Below are 11,487 nucleotides of genomic sequence, written 5' to 3'. Positions count from 1 at the left end.
GCTCGCGCGCCATCTTGTGCCTCTGCGTCGCCTGCGCTGTAAGGAGACGTTGCGCTCGCCGCTGCGCATGTTCAGTGCCCCAAGGAATTTCCCGATCTCATGACCGAAGCTCCTTCTTCCGCGCCCTCGGCCCGGTCCTTTGCAGCAATGCGCCACTCAGGCTTCCGCGCGCAGTTCATCACCTATGTGCTCTCGATGATGGCCGACAATATCGAGCATGTGATCAGCTACTGGGTGGTGTTCCAGAAATTCCACTCGCCGGCGCTTGGCGGCTTTGCCGTGCTGTCGCACTGGCTGCCGTTCCTGCTGTTCTCGGTGGCGTCGGGCGCGCTGGCCGAACGCTTCGATCCCCGCCGCGTGATTCAGGCCGGCATGGGGCTGTTCATTCTGGCCTCGCTGGCTTGGGGCTATTTCTTCATCACCGACAGCTTGCAGATGTGGCAGGCGATGCTGATCCTGGTGATCCATGGCTGCGCCGGGGTGCTGTGGCAGACACCCAACCAGATGCTGATCTACGACATCGTCGGCCCGCAGGACCTGGCGAGCGCGGTGCGGCTGAACGCCATGGCGCGCTATCTGGGCATCCTGGTCGGCCCCGCCGTCGGCGGCGTGATCCTGCTCGCGCTCGGACCGGCGCATGGCATCATGCTGAACACGATCTTCTACCTGCCGCTGGTGCTGTGGCTGGTGAAGGCGCCCTATGGTCCGCGCTTCCGCGCCGGCACACCGCCGCCGCGCCGGGCCGTGCGGGGGCTGGCCGACATCGTCAACACCATGCGCGACGTCAGGAAGCATACTGTGATCGTCGCGATGACGGTGCTGGCCGGGGCCGCCTCCTTCTTCGTCGGCAATGCCTATAGCTCGCAGATGCCGGGCTTCGCCGCCGAACTCGGCCATGGCGATCCCGGCGTGTCCTACAGCATGCTGCTGGCGGCCGACGCCGCCGGCGGCCTGCTGGCCGGACTGGCGCTGGAGGGGCGCAACATCTTGCAGCCGCGGCCGCGCACCGCGATCATCCTCGCGCTGCTGTGGTGTGTTGCGCTGATGGTTTTTGCGCTGTCGCACAGCTACGCGCTGGCGCTGTGCTTCCTGCTGGCCGCCGGCTTCCTCGAACTGTCGTTCAACGCGATGGCGCAGAGCCTGGTCCAGATCAATGCACCACCCGACATGCGCGGCCGCGTTATCGGCCTGTTCAACATGGCGAGCCTCGGCTTGCGCGCCTTCAGCGGCATCTCGGTCGGCCTGCTCGGCAGCCTGATCGGCATTCACTGGTCGCTGGCCCTGTCCGCGCTGGCGACGATGATCGTGGCGGGCGGACTACTGGCGATACAGTGACGGCGGCGCCGTCACGCGGTCTTCGTGAAGCCGCCTGTCCAACCAAGCACGGGTGGCGCGCTACGCACCCTGCCGTATCCACTTCGATACGGCCGTCTTCTTCCCCCGTCGTTTTTTACATGCCGTGGCCCTGAAAGACTTTCTGACATCCCGGGCTCAGCTTCGCCCGGTTCTGCTGAAGGCACTGCTGCACCGCCGCATCATCGCCCAGCTGCTTTCTGCAAAACCGGGAGGCGTCCCGGGAGCAAGCCTTCTGCTCCTGGGGCGTGCCCGAATGGCCGCCTTGGGCGAAACTCAGAGAGGTATCAGCAAGAAGCAACGACACTATCAGGATCACATTTCGCATCTGAAATCCTCTTTAACTGGTGTGTGGCCAGCCACCGCGCGTTCTCGATAACTCGAGATCGTGGGGCATGGTTCCCGCAGCGAGATTGTCGGGCTCCCCGATCTGCAACCCATCAGGAGCACATGGCCTCTCTGTCACCCAGCGTGGCAGCATTCACGGCGCTCTCTGAACGCGGTTGCGATTTCGTCAGTGAGGAAGCCCGTTTGCCACGCCCGCGATGCGAGGTCCCCGTCGATGGCCCGAAGCGGGCATCGAGCGAGCGGCTACACCGCCTTGGTATTGACCTCGAACGGCTATAAAATTCGTTTGCACCTGAATGATGTTTCCGAGAACGGGAGACGAGGCCATGCTTGCCGGACAACTCGCGCTGATCGTCGCTGCGCTTTTCGCCGGAGCGGCAGTCTATGTCAGTGTCGTCGAGCAGCCCGCACGTTTGAGCCTCGACGATCGCGCGCTCCTCACCCAATGGAAGCCAGCCTACAAACGCGGGACCGCCATGCAGGCCCCGCTGGCCATCATCGGTTTCCTGTTGGGCCTAGCGGCATGGTGGCAGACCGGCCACTGGGCCTGGCTGCTCGGCGCCGCGATCCTGATCACCAACTGGCCTTACACGCTCCTTGGCATCATGCCGACGAACAAAATACTCATGGCAACTGAACCAGCGAGCGCCGGGCCGGACAGCCGCGCCTTGATCGAGAAATGGGCCGCGCTGCATGCCGGTCGCACGGCGCTCGGCTTCACCGCCATGCTGACCTTTCTCTGGGCATCGATGAACTGAGTAGCCCCATCTTTCAAGACTGGCCGCCAGTCCGCGCAAGGATCAATACTGATGGGCTCTTCGAAAAAGTGAAATAAGCCTCAACCTCGACTGGCGGAATATCGGAAGAAAAAACCCCCGCGCTCGGAGATCGGGCACGGGGGACCAGTCGAGAAGAGCTACGATGGTGTCACCACATCGAAGCCTGTTGGAAACGCTAGCCGCCAATTTTGACAGATTTATTTCAGGCGGCTCCGTTTGACCTGTGCGTGCTGTTCCTGGCCCTCTTTGCAGGCTGCACCGTCAGACGAAGTGCCACATTCGTAGAACCATCGAACGTCTCAAGGAGATGGTCGCACGTCAGGCAGCGAAACTGCCCGAAGGTCCCGGGCTTCGAGTTCAACTCGATGCGCCGATAGCCGGCCTGGCACTCGGGACAAGTGACGTCGGACTTCTTCATGCCCCTCAAATTAACACCAGGCGCGGAGCTATTCCACCCCGTTTCGGGCGGCAGTGTTGTTTAGATCGCGATGAGGTGTCTCAATAATTTGATCGACGGACGTCACGACACGCCTTGAAGGCCGAAATGCCGCCGGCCTCCAACGTGAAAGCCGACGGCGAAATCAGGCGGCGTCAGGCGACTGCCATTTTTGTGGTCACGCTGCTCGCCGCTTCGGCAATGAGCGCCGCCACGGTCTCCGGCTTCGAAATGTAGATGGCGTGGCTGCCGGCCGCCTCCGTGACAGTCGCGCCGGCGCGCGCAGCCATCTGGCGCTGAGCGGGCGGCGGGATCATCCTGTCCTCGGTCGCAACCAGATACCAGCTCGGCTTGCTCCGCCAGGCGGGCTCGGTGATAGAACCGGCGAGCGCGTTGACGCCCCACGGCACCTGAGAGTCCGCCAGGAACGCCGCTTTGGCTTCACTGACGTCGGCTGCGAATGAAGCGCGGAATTTTGACTTGTCGAGGAACAGGTAGCCGTTCACTGGCGGCAAGATCGGCGGGACCGGTGCACCGGGAGGCGGATTCTGGATCAGGGACGCCACGGACTCGCCCTTATCCGGAGCGAACGCCGTGATGTAGACCAGCCCCGCGACCTTCGGGTCGGTGCCGGCTTCGGTGATGACGACGCCGCCGTAGGAATGCCCGACGAGGACAACCAGCCCTTGCGCCTGGGCGATCGCGAGCCGGGTGGCGACCACGTCGTCGGCCAGGGATGTCGTCGGGTTCTGGACGACGCTGACGTCGTAACCGTCCTTCTTCAAGCCGTTGTAGACGCCTTCCCAACCTGCGCCGTCAACGAAGCCGCCGTGAACGAGGACGATGCTTACCGGCGATACCAAAAGTCCAGCCATGATAGTTCTCCCTTCGAGGTTGTTGCGTGCGATCGATTTCCGCACTTGGATTTTGCGGGTTTGTACTTGCCAGATTTCGATGTAGCTGATTAGTTCCATTTATTGGCCATACCCCTAGGTATTTAGCTATGCCTCAGATGAAATGGACCGATCGGATCGGTCGCCGCGTCAAGCTGCGCGACCTCCATATTGCGCTCGTGGTCGCAGAAGCCGGGAGCATGACCCGGGCGGCGGAAGAGCTGGCCGTGTCCTATCCGGTCGTGTCCAAGACGGTTTCGGATCTGGAGCACACGCTGGGAGTCAAGCTGTTTGACCGGAGCGTTTCAGGAGTCGAGCCGACCCACTACGGCCGCGTGCTGCTCGAATCCGGAGTCGCGGTGTTCGACGAAATGCGCAAGGGATTGCAGCAGATCGAGTCCATCAAGCAGCCGGATGCAGGCGAGCTGCGGATCGGGTCGTCGATCGTTACCGATGCCGGTTTGCTGCCGGCGATCATCGAGCAATTCACGCAAGAGTTCCCGCGCGCGACGCTGCACGTGCTGCACGAAAACATCGCGATTCAGCAATATCACAATTTGCGCCATCGAAAGGCCGAGCTAGTGTTCGGGCGGCTTCCCGCGACGATGACCGAACCTGACCTGGTGGCAGAACCGTTATTTGACGAGCCGAATGTGATCGTTGCGGGATCGGAGAGCCGTTGGGCCAGACGGCGAAAACTGGCGCTCGCCGATTTGATCGGAGAGCCATGGGTGTTGGCGGAGCCCGGCAGCCTGGCGCGGTCGCTGCATGAAGAAGTATTTCGGAGGAGCGGCCTTGAGGTTCCGTCCGCGAAGGTCTTGACCGTATCGCTCCATCTTCATCTGCGCCTGATCGAAACCGGGCGTTGGCTCGGTCTCATCCCCGCTTCCGTCATGCGTTTTGGCGGCAAGCGAATCCATATCAAGGTTTTGCCTATCAAGGTGCTGTCGCCCCCGGCGCCGGTCGGGTTTATCACCGTCAAGGGACGCACACTGACTCCGCTGGCAGAACGCTTTATTGAATGCAGCCGCAAGGTGGCCAATTCGGAGACCGTGCGCGCGTCGACCCGGCGCCGTTGATTCCAATTCAGTTGGCCGATCCGTCCTACTTCCCCGCGTCCGCGAAGGCGGCCAGTATCCGCGCCCAGGAGCGGATGCCCTTGTGAAAACTCTTGAGGTCGTACTTCTCGTTCGGCGAATGGATGTTGTCGTCCTCGAGACCGAAGCCGACCATCACGGTGTCGAGGCCGAGCGTACGCTTGAAGTCCGCCACAATGGGGATCGAGGCACCTGAGGCGATCAGCAGCGCTTCGTTGCCCCACTCGTCCGTCAGCGCGCGCTTGGCGGCGGCCAGAGGCTTCATGTTCCAGTCAAGCGCGATCGCCGGCGCATTGGAGTGATCGATGAACTCGGCCGTGCAGTCGCCGGGCAGCCGCGACGTGACATAGTCGCGGAAGGCTTTTCGGATCCGGTCGGGGTTTTGGCCCTCGACCAGCCGGAACGAAACCTTTGCGGAAGCTTCGGCCGGGATCACGGTCTTGGAGCCCTCGCCGGTATAGCCGCCGATGATGCCGTTGATGTCGCAGGTCGGACGCGAGGACACCTGTTCGATCAGAAGGCGGTCCTTCTCGCCGGCCGGGATCGAAAGGCCGATCGGCTTCAGGAACGACTCCGGCGTCAGGTTGAGCTTCTTCCACTGCGCCAGAATATCCGGCGGCAGGTCCTTCACGCCGTCGTAGAAGCCGGGAATGGTGATGTGGCCGTTGTCGTCGTGCAGGCCACCCAGGATATTGGTCAGCACCCGGATCGGGTTACGCGCGCCGCCGCCGAAGATGCCGGAATGCAGGTCGCGGTTGGCGGCCTTGATCTTGACCTCGTCATAGACCAGCCCGCGCAACGCGGTGGTGATCGCCGGGGTGTTCTGGTCCCACATGCCGGTGTCGCACACCAGCGCGAAGTCGGCCTTGAGGTCGCCCTTGTTGGCTTCGAGGAACGGCACGAAATTCTTCGATCCGACCTCCTCCTCGCCCTCGATGACGATGGTGATGTCGACCGGCAGCGATCCCGTTACCGACTTCCAGGCACGGCAGGCCTCGACGAAGGTCATCAACTGTCCCTTGTCGTCCTCTGCGCCGCGAGCGACGATGATCTTGCGGCCGTCGGCGTGATCGGTGACGACGGGCTCGAACGGCGGACGGTGCCACAGATTAAGCGGATCGACCGGCTGCACGTCGTAATGACCGTAGAACAGCACATGCGGCCGACCATCGGTCGAGCCGTTCATTTTGGCAACGATCGCCGGATGTCCCGCCGTCGGCCTCACCTCCGCGGCAAAGCCGAGCGTTGCGATGTCCTTCGCCAGATGATCGGCGGCGGTCTTGCAATCGGCGGCAAAGGCCGGATCGGCCGAGATCGACTTGATCCGCAGCAGCGCGAACAGACGTTCGAGGCTGTTGTCGAAATCGGCATCGATGCGGTCGAGAACCGATTGAAGTTTCGCGTTGGACATGACGGGTTTCCCTGGTTACGGGCGCGGGTTTTCTGGCGTCAGGTTTTAGCTTGCCCGGCGGCCGGAGGCAAAGCATGGGCATTGTTCGCAGGCGGCGGATTCATGATGTGCCAGACCAGCCCCGCCACCAGCAGGACCGTGGCGGCGAGATTGTTGCCGTAGGCCTGCAGGTCATTCGGGAATAGCGGCAGCGACAGGCACAATAGCAAGCCCGCCACGGCCAGCAACACCCACGTGCCGGTCCTGACATTGGCGCGCGGATCATAGGCCGCGCGATGGATCAGGACCGTCATCGGGAAGAACAGCCACATGAAATAATACTGGCGCGCCAGCGGCGTCGCAGCCGTCATCAGGCAAAACAATATGCCGATCTCCTCGGCATCCGACCGCTCGGTCCGGCGCGAAGCCCCCGGCATGACAGCGACGTAGCCGAGCCCGATCAGGAGCGAGATCGCCAGCACCACGAGGTTCGCGGTCTTGAAATCGAGATTGACGATGTTCATGGTGCGGACGGGTTTGGCCGGATTATCCTGGTTGTAGTTGATCGGCCGCGTCAGTCGGTGCGTCATGGCGATGATCGACTGGTTGACCCACGACCAGTTCTGCTCGTCGCGCTGTCCGAACCCCTTCTCCGAACTCGACCCCACCATGCCCTGGTACCAGGTCTTCAATTCATGGGCGTTGCGCTCGAAGCCGCGAAACGGCGCCGGCAGCACGAATAGAAATAATCCGATGAAAACCAGCATGCTCGCGGCCGCCGCCCATTGCCGGCGCCAGACCAGATAAGGCAACACCGCGACCGGAAACACCTTGATCGCGGTGGCGAGCGCGAACATGCATCCCGCCATCCAGCCGCGACTGTCCCGCAACAGCCAGAAGCCGCACAGCATCAGCGCCAGCAGAACCAAATTCGGCTGCCCGAGGTCGAACATGTCGAAGACAAAGGTGACGGTGACGAAGCCCGGCAGCGCGAACAGCCAGGGACCCGGCGTCCGCCCCGATCCCGTCATCGCATTGGAGAATTGCGCCGTCATCCACCACGCGACGATATTGAGCAGCGACAGGCAGAGATAGAGCGGGATCTTGCCGAAGTAACTCGGGATCGCCAGCAGCACCGCCGACAACGGCGGATAGATGAAGTCGAAATAATCGGCAGGGTTATCCGGATAGAGATTGTTGCCTTGCAAGACCTGCTGCCCGGCCCAGAACCACAGGGGGTAGTCCTTGCTCTTGCCGTGGCCGAAGATTTCCGGGACCAGCACGTCGGCCGTCAGCGCAATACAACAGAGCAGAAACAGCAGATCGATCGGCGCCCGCAGCGACGGATATCTCAGCACGGGCTTGTTCTGGATATCAGAGGAATTTTTGCCAGACATCAGCGCCGCAGCAACCCGCCGAGCGCGCCACGCACCAGCGCGCGCCCGACCGAACCGCCGAGCGCGCCGCCGACCGACTTGCCGAGATCGGCCACGACGCCGCCGACCACCTTGTTGGTGACGGTGCGCGTCACGCTTCTGGCGATGACCTGTCCGGTCGACATCCTGCCGCGCGAAACATTGGTGCCGAAAATCGTGCCGACGATCGAACCGATCTGGCCCAGGATTCCGCCACCACCGCCGCCATCCGATCCGTCCGGATGCGCCGCCGTGCCCGCGATGCGCTTCTGGATCATCTCATAGGCGGATTCGGCGTCGATCGCAGTGTCGTATTTACCCTTCACCGGGCTGTTGTTCATGATCGCCTTGCGTTCGTCCGGCGTGATCGGCCCGATCCGTCCGGTCGGCGGCCGGACCATGATGCGCTCGACCATCGCCGGCGTGCCGCCGCCCTCCAGGAACGACACCAGCGCCTCGCCCTTAGCCAGCTCCATGATGACGCGGGCGGTGTCGAGCTTCGGGTTGGGCCGAAAGGTTTGTGCCGCGGCCTGGACCGCCTTCTGGTCGCGGGGGGTGAAGGCGCGCAACGCATGCTGCACGCGGTTGCCCAACTGGGCGAGCACTTTATCGGGCACGTCGATCGGGTTCTGGGTGACGAAATAGACGCCGACGCCCTTGGAGCGGATCAGGCGGACCACCTGCTCGATCTTGTCCATCAGCGCCTTCGGAGCGTCGGTGAACAACAGATGCGCCTCGTCGAAAAAGAACACCAGTTTCGGTTTGGGCAGGTCGCCGGCCTCCGGCAATTCCTCGAACAGCTCCGACAGCATCCACAACAGGAAGGTGGCGTAGAGCCGCGGGCTCTGCATCAGCTTGTCGGCGACCAGGATATTGACCATGCCCCGGCCGTCGCTGTCGGTTCGCATGAAATCCTTCAGCGTCAGCGCCGGCTCGCCGAAGAATTTCGCGCCGCCCTGGTTTTCCAGCACCAGAAGCTGGCGCTGAATGGTGCCGACAGTCGCCTTGGTGACGTTGCCATAGCCCTGCGCGGCCTTTCGGATCGACGCCAGCGGGTCCTCGTCGGCATCGGGGCCTTTCTTGCTGGTATCGGGCACGATCGCGTCCAGCAGCGCCCGCAGATCCTTCATGTCGATCAGCGTCAGGCCGTTTTCGTCCGCGACGCGGAATGCGACGTTGAGCACGCCTTCCTGCACGTCGTTGAGATCGAGCATCCGGGACAGCAATAGCGGCCCCATTTCGGTGACGGTGGCGCGCACCGGGTGGCCCTGCTCGCCGAACACGTCCCAAAACACGGTCGAGAACTGGTCGGGCTGGAAGGTCAGGCCCATATCGCCGGCCCGCTTGACGATAAAGTCCTTGGCCTCGCCGACTTCGGAGATCCCGGAGAGGTCGCCCTTGATGTCGGCGGCGAAAACGGGAACGCCGGCACGCGCAAAACCTTCCGCCATCACCTGCAGCGTCACCGTCTTGCCGGTTCCGGTCGCGCCGGTGACAAGACCATGCCGATTGGCGAGCGCGAGCGTCAGCCAGGCTGTCTCGTCGCCCTTGCCGATGAAAATCTTCTCGTCGGTGTCGGAAGTCTGGGTATCGGAGGTCGCCATCAGATCGCCTCTTCGCGCATCGGGGGAGGTACGGTAACGGACACAATCATATCGCATCCCACCCGTCGATTGAAACCATCGACATGCCCGGATCCGGCGTCGGCTGTTCCGAACACGGCGGCCACCCATACTTTTTTCCGACGCCGATCGGAAAATAGAGGGGGCGTGGTGTGACAAGATAGCGTGAATCCGGCGTTCACTCTTGCATTGCTGCAACACCTGCGGCGCGATCTAGAACGAAAGTCGCCTTCGTGTGTCCTGATCGCTTGTATTTCACATCGTGGACGCTCAAGATCAATTTACAAGTATACGACCCGGTAAAACCGGCTGAGGGCGGGGCACTATGGACGAATTGATCGGAACGCTGGCCTCCAAGGCCGGCATTGACAACGCTGTCGCGGAAAAAACCATCGGCATCGTTCTGGGTTTCCTCCGCAACGAGGGCCCTTCCGACAAGGTCCAGGCTCTGATTGACCAGATCCCGGGTGCCGAAGCTGCGATCGCGGCCTCAAGCAGCAACAGCGGCCTCTCCAGGTTGATGGGCGGCGGGCTGATGGCGCTCGGTACCAGGTTGATGGCGCTCGGCCTCGGCATGAACGAGATTCAGAACGTCGCGCGTGAACTTTTCCGGTTTGGCCGCGACAAAATCGGAGCGGATAAAATGGGCGAGATCATTTCGGGGACGCCGGGCCTTAGCCAGTTCGCTTGAAATACACCACCTGACGCAGGTCCGGCCTCAGCACATTCTATTGCATCGAGTATCATGACATATCCCCTCTCCGCGATCGAAGGCCTGAGCGCCTACTCCGCTTCGAAGCTGAAATCGCTCGGCATTCGCACCACCGAGGCGCTGCTGGAGGCCGCCCGCACCGTCAAGGGACGCAAGGCGCTCGCCACCAAGACCGGAATCAGCGAGCAGCAACTGCTCGAATGGGCCAATTTCTCCGACTACATGCGCATTCCCGGGATGGGCAAGGCCAAGGTCGGGCTGGTGCGCGCGGCCGGCGTCACCACCGTGCGTGAACTCGCGCTCCGCAATCCGGCGCGACTGGCCCAGAACATCAAGGACGTCAACACCAAGCGCCGGCTGGTCCGCGTTCTGCCCTCGGAAAGATCAGTCGAGCAGCTGATCGAGCAGGCGCGCAGGCTTGCACCGAAAATCAGCTACTAGAGCGCGGACTCCTTAGCTCGCAGCCAGCCAATCCGTCAAAAATGACCCAGGTGGATATTGCGAACGCCCAAGAGAGACAGATTAAGCAGCTGACTGCAACCACTCCGAGAAGGCTCGGATGGTCCTGGCGCGCGGATGGCTCAGCCTACGGACCACATGGAAGCTATAGCCAGACAAGCTCAGCTTGAACGCTTTCACGAGCGTACCGGCGGCGAGTTCGTGTGCCACGAGCACATCACTGAAAATCCCGACTCCCTGCCCGGCGATCACCGCCTCGATGGCGTGCAGTTCTTCCCGGAAACTCAAGTGCTGCATGTCCTTGAATTGGGGCACTTCGCGCCACCTGCGCTGAGCCGCGGCAAGCCATCTCTGCCATGTCGGCGGCTCATGATCGGCCGGCGACCAATAGGAGTGGATCAGAACGTGGTTTACGAGGTCAACCGGCTTCTTCAGGCGGCCTGTTGAAAGCAAACGCGGGTTGCAGACGGCCCAGAATGTATCGCTGAAGAGATCATCGACGAGCCCGTCCGTCGGCACCACTCGGCTGGTCGCATAACGAATGGCGACATCGCCGTCGCCGGCTTGCAGATCGAGCACGGTGTCCGTGCCAATGACTTCCAGCGGCACGTCGGGATGCAACTTCCGCCACGCGGGCAGGCGGGGCACGAGCCAGAGGCTGGCGAAAGCGTTCGTTGTCGTCACCCGAAGAGGCTGTTGGTCGCTATCCTGCTTGAGCGCCGCGATTGCAGCGGCGAACACCTCAAGCCCACCGCGAATGGCGGGGAACAGCCGCGCTCCGGCATCTGTCAGCGAAAGAGGCCGCGGTCTGCGGCGGAACAGGGCGCGGCCACAATACTGTTCAAGCAACCCTATCTGGTGGCTGATCGCCGTCGGCGTCACGCCGAGTTCTGCCGCGGCCTTCTTGAAGCTCAGATGACGAGCGGCAGCCTCAAAAGCGCGGAGCTCGATCAGGGGCGGCAGCTTGTGCATGCGGCCAGTCT

11 protein-coding genes are annotated in these 11,487 nt (G+C 62.4%); 5 read left to right on the top strand and 6 right to left on the bottom strand.

Annotated elements, in window-relative coordinates:
* Window positions 1–99: 99 nt before the first annotated feature.
* Window positions 100–1,335, top strand: coding sequence for an MFS transporter (locus FFI89_RS11425; protein ID WP_246669419.1), 1,236 nt, complete (start codon window positions 100–102; stop codon window positions 1,333–1,335).
* A gap of 115 nt (window positions 1,336–1,450) precedes the next feature.
* Here the strand turns inward: FFI89_RS11425 and FFI89_RS11420 are convergent, their stop codons facing one another.
* Window positions 1,451–1,681, bottom strand: coding sequence for a cysteine rich repeat-containing protein (locus FFI89_RS11420; RefSeq protein ID WP_138836547.1), 231 nt, complete (start codon window positions 1,679–1,681; stop codon window positions 1,451–1,453).
* 346 nt (window positions 1,682–2,027) lie between these two features.
* Here FFI89_RS11420 and FFI89_RS11415 point away from each other — a divergent pair, with 346 nt between their 5' ends.
* A complete protein-coding gene (locus tag FFI89_RS11415) occupies window positions 2,028–2,459 on the top strand; it encodes a DUF1772 domain-containing protein (protein WP_138836546.1) in 432 nt (143 codons plus the stop codon).
* Window positions 2,460–3,071: 612 nt separating this feature from the next.
* Here the strand turns inward: FFI89_RS11415 and FFI89_RS11405 are convergent.
* Window positions 3,072–3,791: an alpha/beta hydrolase gene (locus tag FFI89_RS11405; protein WP_138836542.1), complete on the bottom strand. Its 720-nt coding sequence runs from the start codon at window positions 3,789–3,791 to the stop codon at window positions 3,072–3,074.
* A gap of 128 nt (window positions 3,792–3,919) precedes the next feature.
* On the opposite strand from FFI89_RS11405, the gene FFI89_RS11400 reads away from it, so the two are divergent.
* Window positions 3,920–4,888: a LysR family transcriptional regulator gene (locus FFI89_RS11400; protein ID WP_138836540.1), complete on the top strand. Its 969-nt coding sequence runs from the start codon at window positions 3,920–3,922 to the stop codon at window positions 4,886–4,888.
* Between the two features lie 25 nt (window positions 4,889–4,913).
* Here the strand turns inward: FFI89_RS11400 and FFI89_RS11395 are convergent, their stop codons facing one another.
* From FFI89_RS11395 to FFI89_RS11385, 3 genes are read right to left on the bottom strand one after another with little or no spacing between them, the layout of a single operon-like run.
* Window positions 4,914–6,317 carry a M20/M25/M40 family metallo-hydrolase gene (locus FFI89_RS11395; RefSeq protein ID WP_138836538.1) on the bottom strand — a complete coding sequence of 468 codons (1,404 nt, stop codon included), beginning with the start codon at window positions 6,315–6,317 and terminating at the stop codon, window positions 4,914–4,916.
* Between the two features lie 38 nt (window positions 6,318–6,355).
* Window positions 6,356–7,693 carry a glycosyltransferase family 87 protein gene (locus FFI89_RS11390; RefSeq protein WP_138836536.1) on the bottom strand — a complete coding sequence of 446 codons (1,338 nt, stop codon included), beginning with the start codon at window positions 7,691–7,693 and terminating at the stop codon, window positions 6,356–6,358.
* Window positions 7,693–9,315: a helicase HerA-like domain-containing protein gene (locus FFI89_RS11385; RefSeq protein ID WP_138836534.1), complete on the bottom strand. Its 1,623-nt coding sequence runs from the start codon at window positions 9,313–9,315 to the stop codon at window positions 7,693–7,695. Before FFI89_RS11385 ends, FFI89_RS11390 begins: the two co-directional genes overlap by 1 nt.
* A gap of 343 nt (window positions 9,316–9,658) precedes the next feature.
* Between FFI89_RS11385 and FFI89_RS11380 the strand changes: the two genes are divergently transcribed.
* Entirely contained in the window at window positions 9,659–10,024 is a 366-nt protein-coding gene (locus tag FFI89_RS11380) for a DUF2267 domain-containing protein (RefSeq protein WP_138836533.1), read from the top strand.
* Between the two features lie 54 nt (window positions 10,025–10,078).
* Window positions 10,079–10,486 carry a DUF4332 domain-containing protein gene (locus FFI89_RS11375; protein WP_138836531.1) on the top strand — a complete coding sequence of 136 codons (408 nt, stop codon included), beginning with the start codon at window positions 10,079–10,081 and terminating at the stop codon, window positions 10,484–10,486.
* 81 nt (window positions 10,487–10,567) lie between these two features.
* Here FFI89_RS11375 and FFI89_RS11370 read toward each other — a convergent pair whose 3' ends face one another.
* The gene (locus FFI89_RS11370) at window positions 10,568–11,476 is read right to left on the bottom strand and encodes a LysR substrate-binding domain-containing protein (protein WP_138836529.1); all 909 of its coding nucleotides are present in this window, start codon (window positions 11,474–11,476) and stop codon (window positions 10,568–10,570) included.
* Between the last annotated feature and the right edge of the window lie 11 nt (window positions 11,477–11,487).

This window comes from Bradyrhizobium sp. KBS0727 (genome assembly GCF_005937885.2).
Lineage (GTDB): Bacteria > Pseudomonadota > Alphaproteobacteria > Rhizobiales > Xanthobacteraceae > Bradyrhizobium.
Note: the sequence above shows the minus strand (reverse complement) of the source record. Positions and strands in the feature narration are given on the sequence as shown.